The sequence below is a fragment of the Gammaproteobacteria bacterium genome, assembly GCA_019911805.1.
GTDB lineage: Bacteria > Pseudomonadota > Gammaproteobacteria > Thiohalobacterales > Thiohalobacteraceae > JAHJQQ01.
Genome location: JAIOJV010000034.1, coordinates 53,181 through 76,953, shown reverse-complemented (window position 1 = coordinate 76,953; position 23,773 = coordinate 53,181). Strand labels below are relative to the sequence as shown.

19 protein-coding genes are annotated in these 23,773 nt (G+C 65.5%); all 19 read right to left on the bottom strand.

The genetic code is table 11. From position 1 onward, the window contains the following. Nucleotides 1-136 precede the first annotated feature (136 nt). On the bottom strand, nucleotides 137-796 hold the full coding sequence (locus K8I04_03235; GenBank protein ID MBZ0070736.1) for a riboflavin synthase: 660 nt from the start codon (nucleotides 794-796) through the stop codon (nucleotides 137-139). A 72-nt stretch (nucleotides 797-868) separates the two neighbouring features. Next, on the bottom strand, nucleotides 869-1,972 hold the full coding sequence (gene ribD / locus K8I04_03230; GenBank protein ID MBZ0070735.1) for a bifunctional diaminohydroxyphosphoribosylaminopyrimidine deaminase/5-amino-6-(5-phosphoribosylamino)uracil reductase RibD: 1,104 nt from the start codon (nucleotides 1,970-1,972) through the stop codon (nucleotides 869-871). Between the two features lie 101 nt (nucleotides 1,973-2,073). Then, on the bottom strand, nucleotides 2,074-2,595 hold the full coding sequence (gene nrdR, locus K8I04_03225; protein MBZ0070734.1) for a transcriptional regulator NrdR: 522 nt from the start codon (nucleotides 2,593-2,595) through the stop codon (nucleotides 2,074-2,076). Nucleotides 2,596-2,687: 92 nt separating this feature from the next. After that, nucleotides 2,688-3,944 carry a serine hydroxymethyltransferase gene (locus K8I04_03220; GenBank protein MBZ0070733.1) on the bottom strand — a complete coding sequence of 419 codons (1,257 nt, stop codon included), beginning with the start codon at nucleotides 3,942-3,944 and terminating at the stop codon, nucleotides 2,688-2,690. 534 nt (nucleotides 3,945-4,478) lie between these two features. Next, the gene (locus K8I04_03215; GenBank protein MBZ0070732.1) at nucleotides 4,479-5,423 is read right to left on the bottom strand and encodes an acetoin utilization protein AcuC; all 945 of its coding nucleotides are present in this window, start codon (nucleotides 5,421-5,423) and stop codon (nucleotides 4,479-4,481) included. Nucleotides 5,424-5,547: 124 nt separating this feature from the next. Beyond that, on the bottom strand, nucleotides 5,548-5,853 hold the full coding sequence (locus tag K8I04_03210; protein MBZ0070731.1) for an STAS domain-containing protein: 306 nt from the start codon (nucleotides 5,851-5,853) through the stop codon (nucleotides 5,548-5,550). Nucleotides 5,854-5,884: 31 nt separating this feature from the next. Beyond that, on the bottom strand, nucleotides 5,885-7,108 hold the full coding sequence (locus K8I04_03205) for a chemotaxis protein (protein ID MBZ0070730.1): 1,224 nt from the start codon (nucleotides 7,106-7,108) through the stop codon (nucleotides 5,885-5,887). After that, nucleotides 7,105-8,205, bottom strand: coding sequence for a chemotaxis response regulator protein-glutamate methylesterase (locus K8I04_03200; GenBank protein MBZ0070729.1), 1,101 nt, complete (start codon nucleotides 8,203-8,205; stop codon nucleotides 7,105-7,107). Before K8I04_03200 ends, K8I04_03205 begins: the two co-directional genes overlap by 4 nt. A 7-nt stretch (nucleotides 8,206-8,212) precedes the next feature. Beyond that, nucleotides 8,213-8,956: a chemoreceptor glutamine deamidase CheD gene (gene cheD / locus K8I04_03195; protein ID MBZ0070728.1), complete on the bottom strand. Its 744-nt coding sequence runs from the start codon at nucleotides 8,954-8,956 to the stop codon at nucleotides 8,213-8,215. After that, nucleotides 8,865-9,698 carry a protein-glutamate O-methyltransferase gene (locus K8I04_03190; GenBank protein MBZ0070727.1) on the bottom strand — a complete coding sequence of 278 codons (834 nt, stop codon included), beginning with the start codon at nucleotides 9,696-9,698 and terminating at the stop codon, nucleotides 8,865-8,867. Before K8I04_03190 ends, cheD begins: the two co-directional genes overlap by 92 nt. Before the next feature lie 99 nt (nucleotides 9,699-9,797). Beyond that, nucleotides 9,798-11,042, bottom strand: a complete 1,245-nt coding sequence (locus K8I04_03185) for a hypothetical protein (GenBank protein ID MBZ0070726.1) — start codon at nucleotides 11,040-11,042, stop codon at nucleotides 9,798-9,800. Between the two features lie 1,056 nt (nucleotides 11,043-12,098). After that, nucleotides 12,099-13,649, bottom strand: coding sequence for an MCP four helix bundle domain-containing protein (locus tag K8I04_03180; protein MBZ0070725.1), 1,551 nt, complete (start codon nucleotides 13,647-13,649; stop codon nucleotides 12,099-12,101). A 34-nt stretch (nucleotides 13,650-13,683) separates the two neighbouring features. Next, a complete protein-coding gene (locus tag K8I04_03175; GenBank protein MBZ0070724.1) occupies nucleotides 13,684-14,172 on the bottom strand; it encodes a chemotaxis protein CheW in 489 nt (162 codons plus the stop codon). A gap of 72 nt (nucleotides 14,173-14,244) precedes the next feature. Beyond that, on the bottom strand, nucleotides 14,245-16,287 hold the full coding sequence (locus K8I04_03170; GenBank protein MBZ0070723.1) for a chemotaxis protein CheA: 2,043 nt from the start codon (nucleotides 16,285-16,287) through the stop codon (nucleotides 14,245-14,247). A 17-nt stretch (nucleotides 16,288-16,304) separates the two neighbouring features. Next, the gene (locus K8I04_03165; GenBank protein ID MBZ0070722.1) at nucleotides 16,305-16,667 is read right to left on the bottom strand and encodes a response regulator; all 363 of its coding nucleotides are present in this window, start codon (nucleotides 16,665-16,667) and stop codon (nucleotides 16,305-16,307) included. 43 nt (nucleotides 16,668-16,710) lie between these two features. Further along, nucleotides 16,711-17,025: an STAS domain-containing protein gene (locus K8I04_03160; protein MBZ0070721.1), complete on the bottom strand. Its 315-nt coding sequence runs from the start codon at nucleotides 17,023-17,025 to the stop codon at nucleotides 16,711-16,713. Between the two features lie 349 nt (nucleotides 17,026-17,374). Continuing rightward, nucleotides 17,375-20,359: an EAL domain-containing protein gene (locus K8I04_03155; GenBank protein MBZ0070720.1), complete on the bottom strand. Its 2,985-nt coding sequence runs from the start codon at nucleotides 20,357-20,359 to the stop codon at nucleotides 17,375-17,377. A 252-nt stretch (nucleotides 20,360-20,611) separates the two neighbouring features. Further along, complete coding sequence (locus K8I04_03150; protein MBZ0070719.1) at nucleotides 20,612-21,223, bottom strand: response regulator; 612 nt, start codon at nucleotides 21,221-21,223, stop codon at nucleotides 20,612-20,614. A gap of 275 nt (nucleotides 21,224-21,498) precedes the next feature. Then, nucleotides 21,499-23,730 carry a PAS domain S-box protein gene (locus tag K8I04_03145; GenBank protein MBZ0070718.1) on the bottom strand — a complete coding sequence of 744 codons (2,232 nt, stop codon included), beginning with the start codon at nucleotides 23,728-23,730 and terminating at the stop codon, nucleotides 21,499-21,501. Nucleotides 23,731-23,773: the final 43 nt, after the last annotated feature.

Below are 23,773 nucleotides of genomic sequence, written 5' to 3'. Positions count from 1 at the left end.
AAATCTTCGATCAAAGTGAAAGCGAAGCTTCGATCTCCCTTCGCATGGAGTAACCCATCTCGGAGAAAGAACGCTTCTCTTGCAACAAGTATTGAACGATTTTCCTTCGTGTCCTTCGTGGTTAATACCAACCTACTCACTCCCGCGCAAAGCCGTGTGCGCGCAGGAGCTCCAGGGTGATGTCCTGTCCGCCTTCCGCCACGGTGTCGCCGAGCAGCAGGCGCTCGAGGTAGCGGGCGATCAGATCCACTTCCAGATTCACCCGGCGACCCGGCCGGTACTCATCGAGCGTGGTCTCGGCCAGCGTGTGCGGGACGATATTGAGCTCGAATACATTACGTTCGACCGCATTCACCGTCAGGCTGACACCATCCACACAGATCGAGCCCTTGGCTGCGATGTAGCGTGCCAGCCCCTGCGGGGCGCGGATGCGCAGACGCTCGGAGCGCGCATCCGAGCGGCGCTCGATGACCTCACCGACTCCATCGACATGGCCGCTGACCAGATGCCCACCCAGACGCGTGGTCGGCAGGAGCGCCTTTTCCAGATTCACCCGCGCGCCCGCCTTCAGGTCACCGATGACGGTATGCGCCAGTGTCTCGCCCGAGACATCGGCCCAGAAACCATCGCCCGGCAGTTCCACGGCCGTGAGGCACACACCGCTGACCGCGATGCTGTCGCCGGGCCGCACGTCGCCGAGATCGAGTTTGCCGGTACGCACGCGCAGGCGCAGATCGCCGCCCTGCGGCTCCAGCGCGGCGATCTCGCCGACGGCTTGTATGATGCCTGTGAACATTCTAGTGCTTGCGCACAGATGCAAGAGGCAAGAGGCAAGAGGCAAGCAATAAAACCGGCTGCGTGGAAATTTTCATGACTTGTCTCTTGCCTCTTGCCTCTTGTCTCTGATGCCAGCCGTGATGCGCCAGTCGTCACCGACCTTGCGGATATCGCGAATGTCCAGCGCGATCTTCTGTGCCATGCGCCCCAGGCCCGGCAGGTGGAACAGCCCGCGCGCGGCGTCGCCGAGCAGCGTCGGCGCCAGGTAGATCACCAGTTCGTCGATCAGCCCGGCGTGCAGGAAACTACCCGCCAGCACGGCGCCGCACTCCAGCAATACCTCGTTGATGTCACGTGCCGCCAGGGTCTGCAGCACCGCTGCGAGATCGACGCCGCCCGTGCCCGCCGGCAGGGACAGTACCTCCGCACCGGCCCCTTCGAGCGCCGCGCGTGCGCCCGGTTCGGCGTGCGCCGTCAACACCAGCGTCCGGCCCGGTTGCGCCAACAGCTTCGCCGTCACTGGCAGGCGCAGCCGCGTATCCAGAACGACCCGCAGCGGCTGACGGACGTCGCCGGGGGCGCCGTTGTCCAGGCGCACTGTCAACGATGGATCGTCCATCAGTGCCGTGCCCACACCCGTCACGATCGCGCTGCTGCGCGCCCGCAGGCGCTGCACATCGGCGCGCGCGTGCTCACCGGTGATCCACTTCGACTCGCCCGACGCCATGGCGGTACGACCGTCCAGGCTCATGGCCAGCTTGCAGCGCACATACGGCCGGCCGCGACGCATGCGGCTGACGAAGCCCGGATTGAGCGCCGCGGATTCGGTCGCGAGCAGGCCGATCCGCGTATCGATGCCGGCCGCCCGCAGTTGCGCCAGGCCGTCGCCCGCGACGCGCGGATTCGGGTCCTGCAGGCCGGCGATCACACGGGTCACACCGGCGCCGATCAAGGCGTCACTGCACGGTGGCGTGCGCCCGTGATGACCGCACGGCTCCAATGTGACATAGGCCGTCGCGCCGCGCGCCTGCTCACCCGCCGCGCGCAACGCCTGCACCTCGGCGTGCGGCCCGCCGGCACGTTCGTGCCAACCCTCACCGACGATCTCACCCGCACGCACCAGCACGCAGCCCACACGCGGATTCGGATCGGTCGTGTACAGACCGCGTTCGGCGAGTTGCAACGCGCGGGCCATGTACCGGTGGTCGTCGCTGATGAACATATGACGTTCCAGGTCCTAGGTCCTAGGTTCTAGGGCCGAGGGAAAGATCGTGGGGTTTCCCTAGCACCTAGTCCCTAGTCCCTCGGCCCTGGTCTCTGCTTTTCATCCAACAACAGCAGCTGATCACGCTCCTCTTCCGGTGTCGCCCCCCTTTCCAGCCGTTCGATCTCCTCGCGGAAGGCATTCACGTCCTGGAAGCTGCGGTATACCGAGGCGAAACGCACGTAGGCGACCTGATCCAGCTTGCGCAGTTCATTCATCACCCATTCACCCAGCTGTGACGAGTGAATTTCGCGCTCGCCGCTGGCGCGCATGCGCTGTTGGATGTGGTTGATCGCGTCCTCGATGCGTTCGGTCGGCACCGGCCGTTTTTCCAGGGCGCGCACGATGCCCCCCCGCAACTTGGCCTCGTTGAACGGATCGCGGGTACCGTCGCGCTTGACGATGCGCGGCATCACCAGCTCGGCGACCTCGAAGGTGGTGAAGCGTTCGCCGCAGCTGAGACATTCGCGCCGGCGGCGTACCTGTACGCCCTCACTGGCCAGCCGCGAGTCGATTACCTTGGTATCTTCGGCGCCGCAGAATGGGCAATGCATGGCATTGTCAGATGCAAGATGCAAGGTACAAGGTACAAGGGAAACCGCAGCATCCCTTGAACGACTTGTATCTTGTATCTTGTATCTTGCCTCTAGCGCTCATACACCGGAAATCGCTTGCACAGCGCCAGTACCTGTGTGCGCACCTGGTCCTGCACCGCGGTGTTCTCGAGGTCGTCGAGGATGTCACAGATCCAGCCGGCCAGTGTCCTGACCTCGGTCTCTTTGAAACCGCGCGTGGTGACCGCCGGGGTGCCGAGCCGGATGCCGCTGGTGACGAAGGGCGACTGCGGGTCGTTGGGTACGGCGTTCTTGTTCACGGTGATGTAGGCATTGCCCAGGGCCGCGTCGGCAGCCTTGCCGGTAATGCCCTTGTCGATCAGGTCGACCAGGAACAGGTGGTCGTCGGTGCCGTCGGAGACGATCTTGTAGCCGCGGTCCTGGATCACCGCGGCCATGGCGCGGGCATTGGCCAGTACCTGTTTCTGGTAGTCCGTGAATTCCGGTTGCAGTGCCTCCAGGAAGGCCACCGCCTTGGCGGCGATGACGTGCATCAGCGGGCCGCCCTGGGTGCCGGGGAACACCATCGAGCTGAGTTTCTTCTCGATGTCCGGATTGGCCTTCGCCAGGATCAGGCCGCCGCGCGGACCGCGCAGGGTCTTGTGGGTGGTGGTGGTGGTGACGTCGGCGATGGCGACCGGGTTCGGATAGATCCCGGCGGCGACCAGGCCGGCGACATGTGCCATGTCGACGAACAGCAGGGCGCCGACCGAATCGGCGATCGCCCGGAACCGGTTCCAGTCCAGCGTGCGCGAATAGGCCGAAAAGCCACCGACGATCATCTTCGGCTTGTGCTCGTTCGCCAGGCGCTGGATCTCGTCGTAATCGATCAGGCCGGTGTCGGGATTCAGGCCGTACTGCACGGCGTTGAACAGCTTGCCGGAGAAATTCACCTTGGCGCCGTGGGTCAGGTGGCCACCGTGGGCAAGGCTCATGCCGAGGATAGTGTCACCGGGATTGAGCAGTGCCAGATAGACCGCGGCATTGGCCTGGGAGCCGGAATGCGGCTGGACGTTGGCGTAGTCGGCACCGAACAGCTGCTTGGCACGGTCGATGGCGAGTTGCTCGGCGACATCGACGAACTCGCAGCCGCCGTAGTAGCGCTTGCCCGGATAGCCCTCGGCATACTTGTTGGTCAGCACCGAACCCTGCGCGGCCATCACCCGCGGACTGGCATAGTTCTCGGAGGCGATCAGTTCGATGTGATCTTCCTGCCGTTGCTCCTCGCCCTGGATGGCGGCCCAGAGTTCCGGATCGAAACCGGCGATGGCCATGTCTTTGCTGAACATTCCAAACCCCTGTAAACACGGCCGGCCCGCACTATTGGAGGACGGACCGGCGCTGAACGGACCCCCGACGCAGGCGGGGGCGAAGGGCGGCCATGATAGCACGAAGGACCGGCGCGCAGACCCGGGCCCGGGGGCGCACGGGGACAAATGGCAACTGCGGGCGGGTGCGCGCGGTGGCACACGGTTGGCAGGGGAATCCACTGCGTCAGGCCGCACTCCAAGCGTGCCGCGATCGACCCAGCGAATGGCCACGGAAACACACGGAATGTAAAACCCGCCACAGCCCGCCTTTTATGTATTTCCGCGTGCTTCCGTGACCAAGACCCCCAAGTCGTGATGCCTGGTGCGTCAGGCTACGCCTCGAAACCCTGCATGCCGCGCCCGCCACAGCGAATGGTCGCGGAAATACACGGACTACAAAACCGGCTGCGGCCCCACATTTTTGTGTGATTCCGTGTGGTTCCGTGGCCAATGCCCCAGCCGCGTAGCTGGATTCCGGCCGGACGGTCTCCATCCGGGCTTACGGCCGGGGCCCTACACCTCCTCCGCCAGCGCCGCCACCACCCCCGTCCAGGCGGCCGCCAGGTTGGCGCGGTCGTATCCGCCGCCGCCCAGGGCGACCAGCCGGCCGTGGCAGACCTCGTCGGCGATATTGCACAGGTGCCGGGCGATCTCACCGTGCAGTTCCCGGCTGTACTGCAGGTGGGTCAACGGGTCGCCGCGGACGCTGTCGGCGCCGCACTGCAGGAGGATGAATTCCGGCCGGGCAGCGCGCAGGAAGGCCTCGGCGGCCGGCCAGACGGCGTGCACCGCCGCATCGTCGCTATTGGGCGGCATCGGGATGTTCAGCTTGCTGCCTGCGGCCGGGCCGCGCCCGGTCTCGGTGGCCGCGCCGGTCCCCGGATAGAGAAAGCGCCCGTCCTCGTGGAGGTCGACGATGATCACATCCGGATCGTCCTCGAAGGCATAGAACACGCCATCACCGTGATGGGCATCGATATCCACATAGGCGATACGGGTGAGGCCGTGGACGGCGCGCAGGGTCTCGATGAGCACGCCGCAGTCGTTGAACACACAGAAACCCGCCGCACCGTCGCGGCGCGCATGGTGCAGCCCGGCGATCGGCACGAAGGCGCGCCGGCACTCACCGGCCAGCACCCGCGTGGCGGCATCCAGGCCGCTGCCGACCACGGTGGCCGCGGCCTCGTACATGCCGACGAACGCCGGCGTGTCGCCGCTGTCGAGATAGCCCTGACCGCTCAGTGACTGGTGTTTGACCTGCTCGAGATAGTCGCCGGTGTGGAAGCGCAGGATGTCCGCATCCTGCGCCTGGACCGGCGCGCAGACACTCAGCCGGTCGCCCAGCCCGGCCGCCTGGCACTGCGTCCAGAACGCAGCCAGCCGATCGGGGCCGAAGGGATGACCCCGGCCGAAAGCGTAGGCGGCCAGCGCCGGCCCATAATAGACGCAGCAGGACATGCGCAGACCTCCGCGTGGAACACCGGCCTACTGTAGCATGACGCCCTGCTGCGACAGACTGCGCCGCGAAGATTCTGCTCGCCGCAGTGCTGGCGGCGGACGGATCTCCGGCAACGACATGACGTCAGGAAAGATCGAAGAGTGTATCGAAGTTGGCAATCTCGAGAATCTTGCGGATCTCGGGATTACAGTTGACGATGCGCACGCGCCGCCGATCGCCGTTCACATGCTCCCGCAACAGCATCAGCATGCCCAATGCCGAGCTGTCCATGTAATCCGTCCTGCTCAGATCGATCACATAGCTGGATATCTCCGCCGGGGCGTCTTCATAGAGCGCCCGGAAGGATCGATGCAGCTTGAAATCGAATTTTCCGGCAATCCGCAGGATGCGTGTATTGCCCTGCGACACGACCTGATTCGCGTTCATCATAGGTTTCCTCTCGCGGCGTACCCGCACGCGACTAAAAGAGTTCGACCTCGCCCGCGTCCATGGATTCCTGCAGCACCACCCGCCCGGGCTGGGCGATGTGGTGCTGGCGCGCACGCTCCAGCAGCTGCGCCTGTTCACCGATGCGCTCGCGCAACTGTGAACAGGCCGCGCTCGAATGGGGCTCGCCCGCCGCGCCCAGCTCCGTCAGCAGGCCGCGCACCGAATCGACCTCCCGCGCGATGTATTCCACCAGTTGCCGGGTGAGGTCCTCGAACTGCAGGCCGCGCACCGCAGTATCGACACTGCACTGAACCTCCGTGCCGATGGCGGCAACGCGCTGCAGGGTGTCGGAGATGGTGTGGTTGAGGCCGCTGATGTGAGCGATCATCTCGTCGACGTTGCCCTTGGCCTTGAGAGCGACGTTCATGTCCTTGGCGGCCACCTCGACCACCAGCGAGCGGGCCTCACCGATGGTCTTCTTGGCCCCCTCCACCTGGCCACGGATCTGTTCGTTGAAGCTGGCGGAATGCTGCGACAGTTTGCGCACCTCATCGGCGACGACGGCAAAGCCACGCCCCGACTCACCGGCCCGGGCTGCCTCGATGGCGGCATTCAACGCCAGCAGATTGGTCTGGTCGGCGATCGAGTTGATGTCGCCCAGCAACACGAAGATACGGTCCATCTGCACCACCATGTCGTCGATCTTGTACACGGTGGCGACACTCTGCCGGCTGATGTCGATCACCAGCTTGATGTAATACGCCAGTACCTCGGCGATCTCATCGACGAAATGCTGCATACTCTGACGGCCCGAGACTCCGCCCATCACCTGCCCGGTCAGTTCGGAGACCAGCGCCCCCTGTTCGTGCGTCTGGGTATTCAGCCCGTCGAATGCCCCCGTGAGGCTCTCCACCGCATCGCCAGTCAGCTCGCGGACCCGCACCAGTTCTGTATCCAGTGCATCGAGGCGGCTGCCGGCCATGCGCCACAACTCGCGGTTGAGGCCGGCAAGTTCCGCCTCGGTGGCGGCCCGATCGGCCAGCTCACGGGCCACGCGCTGTGCCTCGTGGCGCCGCGCCAGCCCGTCCACGACCAGCCAGATCACCAGATTGCCCGCCAGGATCGCCCCTGCACGCCAGTGCGCCCCTGCCGCCGCCAGGAGCCCCAGCGACACCCCGCCGGTCAGCACCGCCACGATCACTGCCGTCCTGATTCCACCGATACGCCCGGCTATCGCAGCCTTCACCCACCTCATATCACCCTCCTGTCAAGCTGCCGCTGCGCCACCCGGTCGAGTATCGCGGCGGCGATGTCCTGCAGCGGCAGCAGCGCCTGCGCCGCCCCGATCTGCCACGCCCGACCGGGCATGCCCCAGACCACGCTGCTGGCCTCATCCTGCGCGAGGGTGGCGGCACCGGACGCCAGCATCTCCTTCAGACCCTGCGCACCGTCATCGCCCATGCCGGTCAGCAGTACGCCCACCGCATTGACGCCGCCGACCTGCGCCACCGAGCGGAACAGCACGTCGACGCTGGGGCGGTGGCGGTTCACGGGGGGGCCGTCGTTGATCGTACAGATGTAGCGTGCGCCGCTGCGCTGCACGAGCAGATGCCGCCCCCCCGGCGCGATATACGCATGCCCGGGCAGGATCTGCTGCCCGTCCGCCGCCTCGCACACCGACAGCGCGCACAGACCGTCCATGCGCCGCGCGAAGGCGGCGCTGAACTCGGCGGGGATGTGCTGGGTGATGACGATGCCCGGCGCATCGGCCGGCAGGCGCAGCAGGACGTCCTTGATCGCCTCGGTGCCACCGGTGGAGGCGCCTATGGCGACGATCTTCTCCGTGGTCCTGAGCGGCATCGGCACGCCGGCGACGCCCAGCACCGCGTCGGCACTCAGTTTCGGCACCGCGGCGATCACCGCGGGCGGACGCCCCCCCAGGGCCGCTACCCTGGCCCCGGCCGCGGTCCTGACCTTGGCGCAGATCTCCTCGGCATAGGCCTGCATGCCCTGTGACACGTCCAGCTTGGGTTTGGAGACGAAATCGACCGCACCCAGCTCGAGTGCCTGCAGGGTGACATCCGCCCCTTTTTCCGTCAGCGAGGAGATCATCACCACCGGCATCGGCCGCAGCCGCATCAGATTGCCGAGGAAGGTCAGCCCGTCCATGCGCGGCATCTCGACATCGAGCGTCAACACGTCGGGATTCAGGGCCTTGATCCTCTCGCGTGCGACGTAGGGGTCGACAGCGACGCCCACCACTTCAATGTGCGGATCGCTGCCGAGGATCTCGGAAAGCAGTTTCCGGATCAGCGCGGAATCGTCGACGATGAGTACCCTGACCTTCTTCATGCCTGCCTCAAAACAGTTCGACCTCGCCCTGCACCGGCGCCGATTCGATCTGGTGCAGATAGCGTTTCTCACGCTCCACGATGGTCTCGTTATGCAGCGATCGCAGTTTCTTCACCAACAACTTTCCAGTTGCGGGCGTGTAGTAGACCTTGCGCGGGTAGATGTCGCCGAGGTCGCGCGACAACACCTTCAGGGCCTCGGTGCGCACGTACGCCTCGACAAACTCGATATTCTTCCTCCCGACATCGGTCATCTGGGTCAACACGCGACCGCCGCCGGTGAGCTTGAGTTCCAGGTTCCTGCGACTGCCGCCGTGCTTGAGAATCTCATTGATCAGGCGCTCCATGGCGTGGCTGCCGTAGCGGGTGGAGGCCCCGATGCCGTTCGCCTCCCAGCTGCCGGCGCCCTGACTCACCGGCAGCATGAAATGATTCATGCCGCCGATACCGAATACCGGGTCGCGCATACAGGCCGACACGCAGGAGCCGAGCACGGTGACGATGGTCTCGCGCTCGACCGTCACGTAGAACTCGCCCGGCAGCAGCTTGGCCGCGTACATGCCGTGGGCATCATCCCAGTAGCGATTGATGCCACCGAACCCCGGCAGGGTGCGTGGCCGCGGACAGGTGGGTGGCGGGGCCTTATGGCTGACATCCACGTCAGATCTTCCGGTAGATGGTGCCGCCGACCGGGCGGAAGCGGTCGCTGATCTTGAACAGCGTCTCCGAATGGCCGATGTAGAGATAGCCATGCGGCGCCAGGATGTCCGCATAGCGCGCGAACAGCTTGCGCTGTGTCTCCTTGTCGAAATAGATCACCACGTTGCGGCAGAAGATGATGTCGAAGGGCCCGCGCAGCGGCCACGATCCGAGCAGATTCAGCGGCCGGAAGGCGATCCGCTCGCGTAACGGCCGCGTCACGCGCAGCCTCCCGGCCGTCTCGCCGGTGCCGCGCTCGAACCAGCGCTTCACCCGCTTCGGGTCCATACCCTGCACACGATCCGCCGCATAGATACCGGTATCGGCCGTCGCCACCACATTGGTGTCGATGTCCGTGGCCAGGATACGGGCATCCCAGCCGGACAGGTTGGCGGTCTCGGCCAGCGTCATGGCGATGGAATAGGCCTCCTCGCCCGTGGAACAACCCGCCGACCAGATGCGCAGCCGGCGCGTGGCGGCATTGGCGGCCATGACTTCCGGCAGCGCGGCCCGGGCGAGATGTTCGAAGTGATGATTCTCGCGGAAGAACGAGGTGAGGTTGGTGGTGATGGCGTTGATCAGTTCACCCAGTTCGCTGTCCGCATCCTGCTCCAGGCGTGCGCAATACGCATCGAAACTGTCCAGACCGAGCTGGCGGATGCGCCGTGCCAGGCGACCGTACATCATCTGCCGCTTGTTCTCGCCCAGCACGATGCCCGTATGCTCGAAGGCGATACGGCGCAGCAGCTCGAAATTCTGGTCGGTAAAGTGGAACTCGCGCGCTTCCAAGGCCATGTCTGTGGCACCCGTCATTTTCGAGGTGGAACGGTGTCGTAAAGGAACCGGTCCCCGGAGGCGCGGGCCGGCATCCGACCCGGCCCCGGGGACCGATGCTCAGAACTCCTCCCATTCATCCGCCGGGGGGGATGCCGGTTGGACACGGCGTGCGACCGGCTCGGCCGGGACCCGCGTCTGCGGCGTCACCTGCGGCGATCCGCTTTCACGCACGGCCGGAGCGGGCGTCAACCGGGCGGCCTGTACCGTGCCACCGCCTGTCCGGAAGAACTGCATGATCTCCACCATGCGGTGCGCCTGATCCTCCATGGAGCGGGAGGCGGCGGCGGCCTCCTCCACCAACGCCGCGTTCTGCTGCGTCACCTCGTCCATCTGCGTGACTGCCTTGTTCACCTGCTCGATGCCGACCGACTGCTCCTGGCTCGCCGCCGCGATCTCCGCCACGATGTCCGTCACCTTCTTCACGCTGTCGACGATCTCGGTCAGGGTCTTGCCCGACTCGTCCACCAGACCCGAGCCTGCCCGCACCTTCTCCACCGAGTCCTGGATCAGATCCTTGATCTCCTTGGCCGCGCCTGCCGAACGCTGCGCCAGGTTGCGCACCTCGGCCGCCACCACCGCGAAGCCGCGGCCCTGCTCGCCGGCCCGCGCCGCCTCCACCGCCGCGTTCAATGCCAGCAGGTTGGTCTGGAAGGCGATCTCGTCGATGACGCCGATGATGTCGGCGATCCTGCGGCTGGAGGCGTTGATCTCGTTCATGGCCGCCACCGCCTGGGTCACTACCTGGCCACCCTGTTCCGCCTGGCTGCGCGCCCCCACCGCCAGCTGGTTCGCCTGGCGCGCGTTATCGGCGTTCTGCCTCACCGTCGAGGTCATCTCCTCCATCGACGAGGCCGTCTCCTCCAGCGCCGAGGCCTGCTCCTGGGTGCGCTGGCTCAGGTTGTCATTGCCGCTGGCAAGCTCCTGCGCGGAGCTGCTGACCGAATCGGAGGCCGAACGGATATCGCCGACGATCTGCGCCAGCCGCTCGGCCATGGAGCGCATGGCGGCCAACAGGCTGCTGCTGTCGCCGTCGCGCACCGGCACCTGCACATCCAGATCACCACCGGCGATGCGGCCCGCGATGGCGGCCGCCAGGGCCGGTTCGCCACCGAGCTGCCGGAGGATGTTGCGGATGGTATAGAAGGCCAGCAGCCCCGTGGCGATCAGGGCGGCGATGGTCAGCGCCAGGAACAGATACAGTGCATTCTGGGCTGTGGCGTGCAGCGTCGCCGCGGCCGTGCTGAAGTCGGCCGCCAGCCGATCTTCGACCGTCTTGAGCAGATCGATCTTGTCCGTGATCATCTCGAACCAACGCCCGGCATCCACCCCGAGCGAGCGCCCGTCGATACCTTCCAGCGCTGCCTTCTTCATGCGATCGGCCTCCTCGACCGCATGGCCGGCCACCTTCTGCCGGAAGAAGGCCAGCTGTCCGTCGTTGGCTGCGGTCTCGAATTCCTTGAAATACATGTCCGCGGCCGCGGCATTGGAGAGGAAACGCGCCACCATGTCCGTTGAGAACCGGTCGGTCGCGAACACGACGTTCAGCAGGGCGCGCTCGATACCGACGTACTCCTTGGCGTGCGACAGGTTGGAATAGCTTGCGGCCAGGCGTGTGACCTCATGGTCGTCACTGAGCAGCATGCCCTGGCGCCCGGTCGCCAGCAGCGAACCGATCGTGCGGGTGTAGTAGCCGGTGGCATCCGTGCCGCTGATGCTCTGGCTGCCGACCGCACCGCGGATGCTCCCCAGATCGCCGAGATGGCGCTGCGCCTCGTCCAGTGCCTGGCCCAGCACCGCGGGATAGGCGGTGCGGTCGAAGCCCTGCAGCGCCTCCTTGAGCGCCGTCAGCCGGCGATCGCTCTCGGCGCGCTGGGCGGGCAGTTCGGTAGCGTAGCGCTGGCCCTTGCTGCCGAGGAATCCGCCGGTCATGCCGCGCTCGACCTGCAGCTCGTGCGCCAGGGCCGCGAACTCCACCGACAGGGACACGAGCGCCTGCAGATCACGCATGGCCGTCGAGGTCCGCGCCTTGTCCAGGACGCTGTTCGCCGAAAAGAACAGCAGCCCCACCAGCGGCAGCGCCAGCACCAGCAGCAGCCGCCCACGCATTGTCATATTGTTCAATGAGATCATGGTTTCACCTGTCTATTCGTTCTAAGGAAGCGAACGTCTTGTCGCGTTCTAACTGTTCCGTTCCCAGGAGTCTGTCGGACTTGGGACTGATCTACTGCGCCGGCGGGATAGCGGTCCATCTTTCCGATCCTGCTCGTCAAATAGCTACGGCTATTCTCCTCGAAGGATCGAAAACATGACCTCGCTCTCCCACCCGGTTCGCTACGATCGCCCAAGTCCGACAGACTCCTAGCTGGCCGACCCGGTACGGAAGAAGCGCATGAGCTCCACGAGCTTCTGTCCCTGATCCTCCATGGAGCGGGAGGCGGCGGCGGCCTCCTCCACCAATGCCGCGTTCTGCTGCGTCACCTCGTCCATCTGCGTGACCGCCTTGTTCACCTGCTCGATACCGACCGACTGCTCCTGGCTCGCCGCCGCGATCTCCGCCACGATGTCCGTCACTTTCTTCACGCTGTCGACGATCTCGGTCAGGGTCTTGCCCGACTCGTCCACCAGACCCGAGCCCGTCCTCACCTTCTCCACCGAGTCCTGGATCAGATCCTTGATCTCCTTGGCCGCACCCGCCGAACGCTGCGCCAGGTTGCGCACCTCGGCCGCCACCACCGCGAAGCCGCGACCCTGCTCACCGGCCCGCGCCGCCTCCACCGCCGCGTTCAATGCCAGCAGGTTGGTCTGGAAGGCGATCTCATCGATGACGCCGATGATGTCGGCGATCCTGCGGCTGGAGGCGTTGATCTCGTTCATCGCCGATACGGCCATCGAGACCACCTGGCCACCCTGTTCCGCCTGGCTGCGCGCCCCCGCCGCCAGCTGGTTCGCCTGGTGCGCATTGTCGGCGTTCTGCTTCACGGTCGAAGTCATCTCCTCCATCGACGAGGCCGTCTCCTCCAGTGCCGAGGCCTGCTCCTGCGTGCGCTGACTCAGGTCGTCATTGCCTGTCGCGATCTCGCGCGCCGAGGCGCTGACGGCGTCGGAGGCGCCGCGCACGTCGCCGACGATCTGCGCGAGTTTTCCGGCCATGTCGCGCAGCGCGGTCAGCAGCTCGCCCAGCTCATCGTTGCGCTCGATGCGGACGTCGTGATCGAGCTCACCGCCAGCAATCCGCCGGGCGACCCCGACCGCCTGCTGCAGTGGATTCATGATGGCGCGCATCAGCAGCCAGGCCATCCACAGCACCACGGCCACGCCGACGGCAATGGAGACGATGGCGATCGTGCGCAGCGTGGCGTAGAGGCCGGTTGCATTCTCGTACTCCTGGCGTGCGACGTCGATCTGGAGTTTTACCAGGGCCTCGATGCCCTCACCCACGGGTACATAGAGCGGCCGGACCACATTGACGACCTGCGCCTCCGCCTCTTGCGTCCGGCCCGCGCGCAGCAGGGCGATCGTCGGCCTCAGCCCCTCCATCACGAAGCGCCCGCGAGCGGCCGCGAACTTCTCGGCAATCTGCCTTTCCTCGGGTGTGAGGGTGGTGGCCATATAGGCCTCCCAGAGCGGGCCGATTTCGGCGATGTTCCGCTCGACTGCCTCGGTGTTCCTGCGGATCTCCTCGGCGGTGGGCGTCACCAGCGCGACCGCAAGGAACAACCGGTTTTCCAGCAGCAACTCCTGGATGGTGGTGACCTGATCCAGCGGGATGGTCCGGTCCTCGTACACCGTCCGCATGCCCTCCTTGACAGAGCCGAGGCCGATGACCCCCGTAATGCCAATGGCCGCCAGCAGCACAATGGCGATGCCCAGCGTCGCCAGCAGGCGTACCTTGATTGTCAGAGCCTTCATGTCCTGGTCCCCTTGAAACGATCGATTGACGGATTCATTCACTGACCGATGCGATGGCATTGATCTCATCCGGCCGCAGCAGCCGGTCGATGTCGAGCAGCATCACCATGCTGTCGCCGACGGTGGCCAGGCCGCTGATGAAATCGGCATCCACGGCGGTGCCGAAGTCCGGCTTGGGACGGATGTCGGCGGTATGGATGTTCAGCACGTCCGAGACCGCATCGACGACGATGCCGAAGGTCCGCTCCCGCCCGTCGGCCACCAGCGACAGCACGATGACCACCGTCGTCGGGGTGTACTCGATCTCTTCAAGGCTGAAGCGCATGCGGAGATCCACGATCGGCACGATGGTCCCGCGCAGGTTCAACACGCCCTTCAGGTAGGCCGGCGCGTTCGGTATGTGGGTCACCGGCGTCCAGCCCTTGATCTCCTGAACGCGCAGGATGTCCACACCGTACTGTTCATGGGCCAGTGCGAAGGTCAGATACTGACTGCCGACGGCATTGTCCTGCGCCGCCTGCATCGCACCCGTCCCCGCACCCGCGGGAGAGATTTTCGTTGTCATTGCCTGAGTCATAGCCGCTCCTTTAGGCTGCTAAGCCGTTTTCCGCGCTGGTTTCCGCACTTGTATACTGGTCATGCGAATCAATCCCGGGACGTCCATGATGAGCGCCACCGAGCCATCCCCGAGGATGGTCGCACCCGAAATGCCATCGACGCGGCGATAATTGGATTCCAGACTCTTGATGACGACCTGCTGCTGTGCCAGCAGCTCGTCGACGAACACACCCGCCTTCTGACCATCGCCCTCGACGACGACCAGCAGGCCATCTGTCAGCTCGTTGGCGTCCGCCTGGATATTGAAGATCTCGTAGAGCCTGAGCACCGGCAGGTAGTCGTCGCGCAGACGGTAGACCTCGGCTGAGCCGGCCATGGCATTGATGTATTCCTTGCGGGCCTGCAGGGACTCGATGATGGATACCAGAGGGATGATGTAGATCTGGTCGCCGACGCGCACCAACTGGCCGTCGAGGATGGCGAGCGTCAGCGGCAGGCGGATGGTGAAGCGCGACCCCCTGCCCTCCTGGGACCGCACCTCGACGCTGCCGCCAAGCTCCTGGATGTTGCGGCGCACCACGTCCATGCCGACGCCGCGGCCCGAGACATCGCTGACGACGTCCGCGGTCGAGAATCCCGGCTGGAAGATCAGATCCTCAACCTTCTCGGCCGGCATCGCCGCCGCCTCGGCCTCACTGATTACCCCACGCTCCACCGCCTTGCGCAGGATTTTCTGCCGATCCAGCCCGTTGCCGTCATCGATGATCTCGATGAGGATGTTGCCACCCTGATGGAAGGCGTTCAGGTGCAGCGTGCCGGCGGGCGACTTACCGGCGGCGATGCGTACTGCAGGCGTCTCGATGCCATGATCGAGCGCATTGCGTACCAGATGGACCAGCGGATCGCTGATCTTCTCCATGACGGTCTTGTCCAGCTCGGTATGCTCACCCGACATGCGCAGTTCGACCTGCTTGCCGAGCTGCGTGCCGAGCTGCGTGCCGAGATCGCGGATCAGGCGCGGCAGGCGGTTGAAGGCGAAACTGATCGGCAGCATGCGGATCCGCATCACGGATTCCTGCAGTTCACGTGTGTTGCGCTCCAGCTCCGTCAGCCCGTCGCGCAACTTTTCGATCAGTCCGTTGGCGCCGCCCTGCACCAGCTGATCACCGATCTCGCCCAGCATGGACTGGGTGATGACCAGCTCGCCGACCATGTTGATCAGTGCGTCGATCTTGCCGGTGCTGACACGGATGGAAGTCGTGTCGCCGGACGGCGGCGCACTGCGCCGGTCGGGCGCCTGGCGACGATCGGCCCGGCGGCGTTCGGCGATCAGTTCACCTGCGACCACCGACCCGTCGTCGGTGTCGGGCGTTGTCGCCGGCAGGGATGTCCCCAGCGGCCGGATGTCGAGGTCGGACTCGTCGGCCACCCAGGCGAAGGCCTCTTCGAGCGCCGCGCCGGCCACTGCGCCGCGCAGCTCGATCCGCCAGCCGAGATAACAGGTCTCAGGATCGAATTCCTCCCAGCCGGGCAGTCCGGACAGATCCGTCTGCACGCTCAATGTCCCCAGCCCGGCGAGTTCCCAGAGGATACGCAGTGGGTCGTTGCCCGTGCGCAGGATGTCTGCATGCGGCTGGAAGCTGATGTGCCAGCCCGATGACGGCACCGGCTGCGGCGCGGCGGTGACAGCGCCCGGATCGCCGCTGTCGGCGAGCTGTGCCTGCAACGCCGTCTGCACGTCGCTGATGTCGATCGCATCGAGACTGCCACCGGCCTGCGCGGCATTCACCAGCGCGCGCAGGCTATCGACCGCTCGCAGCAGCAGATCGGTGGCGACCCGGGTGACCGGGCGCCGGCCGTCACGCATCTCGTCGAGCAGGGTCTCCAGGAGATGCGTGAAACCCGCGATCTCGCTGAAGCCGAAGGTGGCACTACCGCCCTTGATCGAGTGCGCGGCACGGAAGATGCTGTTGATGGTCTCCGCATCGACCGCGCCCGGATCCAGGGCGAGCAACGCAGACTCCATCAGATCCAGTCCCTCGAAGCTCTCCTCGAAGAACGTCTGATGAAACTGTTCCATACCGGTGGTATCGGACATCAGCCGAGCACCTTCTTGATGGTGGCGAGCAGCTGTTCGGGATTGAACGGTTTGACGATCCAGCCGGTAGCCCCGGCGGCCTTGCCCTCCTGCTTCTTATCCGCTGCGGATTCGGTGGTGAGCATGAGCATGGGGGTGAACTTGTAGCTGGGCAGGGTGCGCAGGTTCTTGATGAGCGTAATGCCATCCATCTTCGGCATGTTCACGTCGGTCAGCACCAGATTGACCTGCTTGGTACGGGCCATCTGCAGCGCCTGTTCGCCGTCGGTCGCCTCGACCACGTCGTAGCCGGCACCTTTGAGCGTGAAGCTGACCATCTGGCGCATGGAGGTGGAATCGTCGACTGCCAGTATCGTTGCCATGGGTGAATCCTTCTTTATGCGATCATCAGCGGTAAAAACGGTATCAGCCGTCCAGACCCAGCGTCTCGCGCACGCCGAGCAGGGCCGCGGCCTCGCTCAGGGCCGATGGCAGACGTCTCCAGGTCAGGGGCTGGCCGGCGGTCTGCATCGCGCTATGGAAAACCACGAGCAGCTGCAACCCGGCACCATCGATCTGTTCGACGGCCCTTGCATCGAGGGTCACCGGCCGGCCGCCCGCCAGGGCGTCGGTCAGAACGGTCTTCAGTTCCGCGACAGATGCGATACCGAGCTGCGCCGGCAGGTGAACCACCCGGCTGCGGGTACCGCGTTTACGTGCAGTGGATGTGCCTTCCGCCACGATCTTGCCTCCCGCTGCGACGCAGCTGCGGCAGGTGTCGGCACGACAGGGGGCCGACGGCCGTCAGGGCGTCTCAGTCAAGTAATGCAGTGAGTGTGGAAAGGCGGGGATGGGGCCTTCCGGGACTGTCGCCGCCGAATTCCCATCAGGGACATGTCGGCGGATCGACACGGGCCGCTGCTGCAGCCCTGTTCCGTGATCATCATTAGCGTCCGGTGGCCGTAAACACTTAGCACGCTGCTGAGGTTTTCTACCGGTCGCCGTGAATCGCCGGTTGGTCCCCGGCCGCACGGATGCTGATAGTGGCAGTATGAAAGGCAAAATGCGGGCCAGACGACCCGTAAGAAAATCAGGCGGTGACGCGCCCCGCGAGCCACGCACCCAGACGGTCACCCGGCATCGGCGGGCTGAGCAGGAAGCCCTGCATCTCGGCACAACCGCGATCGCGCAGGAACTCCAGCTGCTCCGCAGTCTCCACACCTTCGGCGATCGCCTTCAGGTGCAGCTGCTGCGCCATGGCAATGATGGCGGACACAATGGCGGCGTCATCGGTATCGCTGCAGATATCCCGGATGAAGGCGCGGTCGATCTTCAGGCTGTCGATGGCGAAGCGCTTGAGGTAGGCCAACGACGAATAACCGGTACCGAAGTCGTCGATCGCCATACGCACGTCCTGCTGCTTGATACGCTGGATGCTCTGTTCCGCCCGGCCGACATCGTCCATCAGTGCACTCTCGGTGATCTCCAGCTCCAGCCCGCCTGGCGGCATGCCGTGCGTGGCGAGCGCCTCGGCCACGGCCGCCGGCAGGTCGTCGCGACGGAACTGGTGGGTCGATATATTGACCGCGATCGCGAGGTCCGGCAGCCCGGCCTCTCGCCAGGCCTGCGCCTGACGGCAGGCCTCGCCCAGGACCCAGCGCCCTACCTGGACGATCATGCCGGTATCCTCCAACGTCGGGATGAAATCCGCGGGCGGCACCATGCCCCGCTCCGGATGATCCCAACGCAGCAGTGCCTCGACGCCCGTCACCCGCCCGCTCCGCAGATCGAGTTGCGGCTGATAGTGCAGCACGAACTCGTCGCGCTCCAGGGCCCGACGCAGTTTGCTCTCCAGGTCCAGCCGCTCCATGGCATGCGCATTCATATCGGCGGTATAGAAGCAGAAGCCACTGCGTCCGTCAGCCTTGGCCCGGTACATGGCCGTATCGGCATTACGTAAGAGGATGTCGGCGTGCTCGCCGTCCTGGGGATACAGGCTGATGCCGATACTGAAGCTGAGGAAGAATTCATAGCCCTCGAGCCCGACCGGGTTGTGCATGGCGGCCATGATCTTATCAAGGATGGGCAGGACATCGTCGTTGCGTGCGATGTCTTCAAGGAGGATCGCAAATTCATCACCTCCCATACGCGCCACGGTATCGCCCTGACGCAGGCACTTCTCGAGCCGGCTGGCGACGGCACGCAACAGGCGGTCACCGGCGCCGTGACCCAGCGTGTCGTTGATCTGCTTGAACCGGTCCAGATCCAGGAACAGGACCGCGAGTTGCCGGCCATGGCGCGCCGCCCGTGCCATGGCCCGCGTCAGCCGGTTCGACAACAGCAGTCGATTGGGCAGGTCGGTGAGTGGGTCGTGGTGGGCCAGGTGATCCAGGCGCTGCTGCGTCTGCATGCGCTCGCTGATGTCCTTGCCGGTCGAGACGTAATGGGTGATCTCGCCGCTGAGAGGATCGCGCACCGGCGAGATGGTTTTCTCCTCATAATAAATATCGCCGTTCCTGCGGTGATTGATGAAGATATCGCGGAATACCTCGCCGCGGGCGATCGTGTCCCACATCCGTGTGTAGAAATCGGCGTCGTGCCGACCGGACTTGACTACACTGGACATCTGCCCGACCACTTCGTCACGGGAAAACCCCGTGGTCTGCACGAAGGCCGGATTGACGTATTCAATGCGGCCGGCACGATCGGTGATGATGACGCTGTCCGCGGTCTGATCGAGGGCGCTGGCCAGCTTGGCCAGCGCCACCTCAGCGGCCTTGCGGGCGCTGATGTCACGCACCACCGCAATCAACAATACCTCGCTGTCCAGCTCCGCGCTGCTGATGGACCATTCCATGGGAAACACACTGCCGTCCTTGTGGCGGCCGGTCCCCTCACAGCTGCCCGACATGAACTCGGGCACCTCGCCACATCCGCGTGCCTGCGCACAGCGGCCGTCGGGGGTGCAGTGTCTCCATTCCTTGGTGAGTGTCGACACCGGCCTGCCCAGCACCTCATTGGCAGAATAGCCGAAGATCTGCACCGCCCGACGGTTGAAGGATTCGATGATGCCATGCCGATCGAAGGTGACGATACCATCGCCGACGTTGTCCAGCAGGGCCTGGATCTGCGCCTCGGAGCGTCGCCGCGCACTGCGCAGCCTTTCCTGTTCGGTCACGTCCTCCAGCACCATCAGCAACGCGGCGCGGCTGAGGTTGCCGAGGGCAGGATGCAGATGTGCGTCGAGGCCGGTCGCCAGTGGTGCCAGGGTGGCCTCGAACCAGCACTCCGGCCCGTCCGTGGGCGAACACACACCCATATGGCGCAGCGTACGCCCGGTGACCAGCACCTCACGGGTCCGCTGGATAAGCACGTCGTCGTCGAACAGATCCATGAGCCGACGACCGACCAGCGCGTCGTGGCCGACACCGAACAGCCGATCGACGAAGCGGTTGGCGGACAACACCTCGAGTTCGGGTGACAGTACCAGCAGGCCGGCCGGAACGCTGCAGATGACATTCTCGGCATACTGCTTGAGGGCGACGATGGAACGCCGGTCGGTGTGGAAATAGGCCTCCAGCGCCAACCCCATGTCGAAGAACACGATCTTGAGCAGGGCGCGTATCCCCGCGCGGCGCGCCTCCGGTTTCAGCGTGGATGTCTCCCACACCTCCGGCAGCAACTCGGCGAGATACTTGCAGTAGGCGCCCAGGTACCATTGTGGTCCCAGACCGATCCGCTGATGGGTCAGACCGACCCGCAGCCGGTCGCTGATGTACTCCCAGCCGTACTCACCACTGGTGAGCTGCTCGAAATAATCCATCTGTTTATGCCGCAGCCGTGCCCGCAGTTCCGGCGTGGACAGCAGTTCGCGGAGTTCGGGGAAACGCAGCAGGTGGTCATAGAAGACCTCGATGAAGCGCTGGCGCGCCATGTGCAGGTGCGGGTGCAGGGCGCGCAGGGCACGCTCGTCCGCCGGCCCGAACTCCAGGAAGGCACGACGTGCACCGAGCTCGGCCTCGTCGAGGCCGAGCTCGGTGACCACGGAATTCATCAGCTCTTCGATCGAGATCATTGAGCGCCTGCGCCTCGCGTCCCATTCGGACCTGCACAGCGCCGCGCCGGCAAGGTGCGACGGCAGCGGTGCAAGGGCAGGGTCGGTTGATTCGAGATGCCCCTACGCCGGCCGCAGGCCGGTGAACAGCAGGGCAACATCTCTGGGAGCGGGCTCGTGGCTCCGGGTACCCGGGTCGATCTATCCGGGCCCCGTATTGCTGGTTATCGCTGTACGCGGCATTTTCTGAAGCGGATCTTCGGTGGGCACCGGTCAGGACCGTGCCGAGCGGTCGCTGGCAGACGTCTCCGCCGTGGCCTCGAGTACCTGGATCAGCTCGGCGGCGAGGTCGCTGACCTTGCGCCGCTCGGCGCGCGCCTGGGCACGCAACCGGTTGAAGGCCACCTGCTCAGTCAACTGATAGCGCGCCATCAGGATGCCCACGGCCAGGCTGGTCTGCCGGCCCAGGCGCAGCGCGGCGGAGAGCTGCGCCTCCTCTTCCAGCAGGGCGTTGAGTTCACGGCCACGCATCAGCGCGGCCTCGATGGACGGCAGGATCTGCTGCACGTCCAGCGGCTTCACCAGATAGCCGAGTGCTCCGGCACGCACCGCCGCCTCGACCACGGCGGTGTCCCCATAGGCCGACAGAAAGATGAATGGCGTATCGGTGTGTTCGCGCAGCCACACGGCGACCTCCACACCGCTGCGCCCCGGCATGCGCATGTCCAGGATCGCCAGGTCGGGCGACTGCTCACAGGCGATGGCGACGGCCTCGTCGCCGCTGGCGGCCTCGAGCACGGTGTAACCGGCCCGGCGCAGACCGTCCGCGAGGGTCGCGAGTACCAGTCGGTCGTCGTCGGCGATCAACAGCGTTGCAGTGGGCATAGCGGAGTTCTCTTGATTTTTTTAGTCTTCGTCATCATTGGGTTCGAACGGGTCGTCGACCCGTGCCGGCCATGCCGGCCGCAAGGCTATCGGCCGGGCCTGGGGCCCGGTACGTTGGACCTGCCGTCACTGGCGGGATTCGAAAGAGCGGTCGGAGACACTACTCAGGGGGTAGCGATCTGTGGGGCCAGGAGCGGGTCTGCGGCTCCGTCGGCCATATGTCCTACATATGATGCGTTTATAGCCCAGCCGGGAATCCCGTGCAACCTGTCGAGTCAAGGCCCAACCGGGGTGATCACCACGGGCGCTGTCAGGACGAGCCGGGCCACAACGGCTCCACCCACCGGCCCCACCTGCAGCCCGGCACCGCTGCGCGGCAGCAGCGAACGCACCAACCCCAGGCCCGTCCCCGTGCCCCGACCGGCGGCGAGATCGAACCCCGGCACCAGCGTGCCGGTGTTGGTCACCGTGATCTCGGCGCCAGCACCCGTCCGGGCGACCCGCACCGACACCTGCGGATTCTCGGCGGAATGCTTGACCGCGTTGAGGATGAGTTCGTTGACGACCAACGCGACCGACACCGCCTCCTCCGGATCGATCGCTACCGTCCGCAGCGCCGCAGGTTCCAGCAGCGGTTCGATGTGCGTACGGGTCAGGGTGCCGACATTGCGCGCAATGGCACACACCATGTCGCACAGGCGGACCTGCGGGTCATTGCCCTCACCGTGCAGCCCATGGACCAGGGAGATCGACTGCACCTGGCCGATGGCCCCCAGGATGGCGTCGTCCAGCCGTGGATCGACGGCCGCATGCGAACGCAGCAGACCGACCACCCCCTGCAGATTGTTCTTGATGCGGTGGTGCACCTCGCGCACCAGGGTGTCGCGCAGTTGCTGCTCCTCGGCCAGGCGTTTCGCGGCGCGGCGTTCGCGGGTCGACACGTCGCGGAAGATGCCCTGGAGGAGGATCTGGCCACCGGTCTCGATGCGGCTGGCGGCCACTTCGACCTGGATGATGCTGCCGCCCTTGCGCCGCACGGGGTGCAGCTGCAGCGTGCTGCCGGAGCGGCGCAGGGTCGCGAAGACCTCAGCCACCCGCGCATGTTCCTCGGGCGGGTGCAGGTCACGGGCGTGCATGCCGCGCAACTCCTCGCGGCTGTAGCCCAGCAACTGTTCGGCGCGGTGGTTGGCGTCCATCAACCGGCCGTCGGGCCCCGCCAGGACGATGGCGTCGACGGCGTTCTCCAACAGGGCACGGTATTTCTGCTCCGAGGCCCGCAGGCGCTGCTCGGTTTCCTTTTCGGCGGTGATGTCGATGGCTACGCCGAGTACCGTGCGGCGGCGCTTGCCCGGCACATGATGGGGGATCTTGACGGTGCGCAGGATACGGGTCCGGCCGTCGGCCCCGGTGCAGACCTCCTCGGGGATGACCTTGCCCTCACCCGACTCGATCACAGCGCGATCGTCAGCCAGCATCCACTCGACTTCCTGCGGCTCACCGTGCAGCTCCCCGTGATCGCGGCCAAGAATGTCGTCGACCGAGGTGCCGTAGATCTCGGCAACGGCACGATTGGCAAGCAGGAAGCGGCCCTGATCGTCCTTGACGAAGATGGAGTGCGGCACCAGATCGACGATCTGGCGCAGGTGCTGTTCACTCTCCCGCAGCCTGCGCGCGACGGCCTCACGCTCGCTGACATCCCGGTCGATGCCGCGATAGCCGCGAAACACGCCGTTGGTGTCGAACACCGGCACGCCGCTGGTCTCCAGCACTACCCGATGACCGTCACGGTGGCAGTTGACGTTTTCCAGGCAATGGAACGGCATGTGTCCGGCGAGGATCGACTGAAACAACGCCCCGACCCGCTCGGCCTCCTCCGCCGGCATGAAGTCGAGCGGCGTGCGGCCCAGTACCGCCTCCGGTGGGTAGCCGAGAAACTCCTGCACCTTGGGGCTGGCATAGGTATAAACGCCCTGCGCATCGAGCTCCCAGACCCAGTCGCTGGTGGTCTCGACCATGGCGCGAAAGCGCTCGGTGCTGTCCCGCAGCGCCGCCTCGATCTGCAGGCGTTCCATCGCCTCGCGCTGCAGGCGCCGGTTGGCCTCGTCCAGATGGGTGGTGCGCACCTCCACCTTGCGCTCCAGCGCCGCGTTCGCCGCCGCCACGGCCGCCTCCGCACGGCGGCGCAGCAGCACGAAAGTGACGGTCACCCAGACCATCAGCAGCGCCAACACCCGGTTGCACACGACCATCCAGTCCACCGCGCCCGCCGAGGCCAGCAACGGATCGGCAAGCACCAGCACAGAGGCGGTGCCCGCCACCGCCAGGGTGAGGCGGCGCGGTGCCCACAGGGTCAACAGCACCGGCAGGACGTAGGCAATGCCCGCCGCCACACCCGCTGGCAGTTGGCGATCGAGGGCGAACAGGACGGGCAGCAGCGTCAGGCTGACGAGCCCCGCCAGGGGCCGGGTCCCGATCAGGCGCCGGAAATTCCCCGGCGGCGGACTCACGCCGGCCCCCGCGCGGGCGGCGCGTGGCAACTCCTGCGGGATT

Coding starts and splice junctions, on each gene's coding strand:
- K8I04_03200 (MBZ0070729.1), bottom strand. CDS start 8,205: ATGAAGAAGGTCAGGGTACTCATCGTCGACGATTCCGCGCTGATCCGG.
- K8I04_03170 (MBZ0070723.1), bottom strand. CDS start 16,287: ATGGAACAGTTTCATCAGACGTTCTTCGAGGAGAGCTTCGAGGGACTG.
- K8I04_03190 (MBZ0070727.1), bottom strand. CDS start 9,698: ATGGCCTTGGAAGCGCGCGAGTTCCACTTTACCGACCAGAATTTCGAG.
- cheD (MBZ0070728.1), bottom strand. CDS start 8,956: ATGGCTATCTCTACATCGGCCATTCGGAGACGCTGTTCAAGATCAGCG.
- K8I04_03180 (MBZ0070725.1), bottom strand. CDS start 13,649: ATGAAGGCTCTGACAATCAAGGTACGCCTGCTGGCGACGCTGGGCATC.
- nrdR (MBZ0070734.1), bottom strand. CDS start 2,595: ATGCATTGCCCATTCTGCGGCGCCGAAGATACCAAGGTAATCGACTCG.
- K8I04_03175 (MBZ0070724.1), bottom strand. CDS start 14,172: ATGCAGGCGGCGCAGGACAATGCCGTCGGCAGTCAGTATCTGACCTTC.
- K8I04_03185 (MBZ0070726.1), bottom strand. CDS start 11,042: ATGATCACGGACAAGATCGATCTGCTCAAGACGGTCGAAGATCGGCTG.
- K8I04_03150 (MBZ0070719.1), bottom strand. CDS start 21,223: ATGCCCACTGCAACGCTGTTGATCGCCGACGACGACCGACTGGTACTC.
- K8I04_03210 (MBZ0070731.1), bottom strand. CDS start 5,853: ATGATGAACGCGAATCAGGTCGTGTCGCAGGGCAATACACGCATCCTG.
- K8I04_03220 (MBZ0070733.1), bottom strand. CDS start 3,944: ATGTTCAGCAAAGACATGGCCATCGCCGGTTTCGATCCGGAACTCTGG.
- K8I04_03155 (MBZ0070720.1), bottom strand. CDS start 20,359: ATGATCTCGATCGAAGAGCTGATGAATTCCGTGGTCACCGAGCTCGGC.
- K8I04_03165 (MBZ0070722.1), bottom strand. CDS start 16,667: ATGGCAACGATACTGGCAGTCGACGATTCCACCTCCATGCGCCAGATG.
- K8I04_03235 (MBZ0070736.1), bottom strand. CDS start 796: ATGTTCACAGGCATCATACAAGCCGTCGGCGAGATCGCCGCGCTGGAG.
- K8I04_03205 (MBZ0070730.1), bottom strand. CDS start 7,108: ATGAGGTGGGTGAAGGCTGCGATAGCCGGGCGTATCGGTGGAATCAGG.
- ribD (MBZ0070735.1), bottom strand. CDS start 1,972: ATGGCCCGCGCGTTGCAACTCGCCGAACGCGGTCTGTACACGACCGAT.
- K8I04_03215 (MBZ0070732.1), bottom strand. CDS start 5,423: ATGTCCTGCTGCGTCTATTATGGGCCGGCGCTGGCCGCCTACGCTTTC.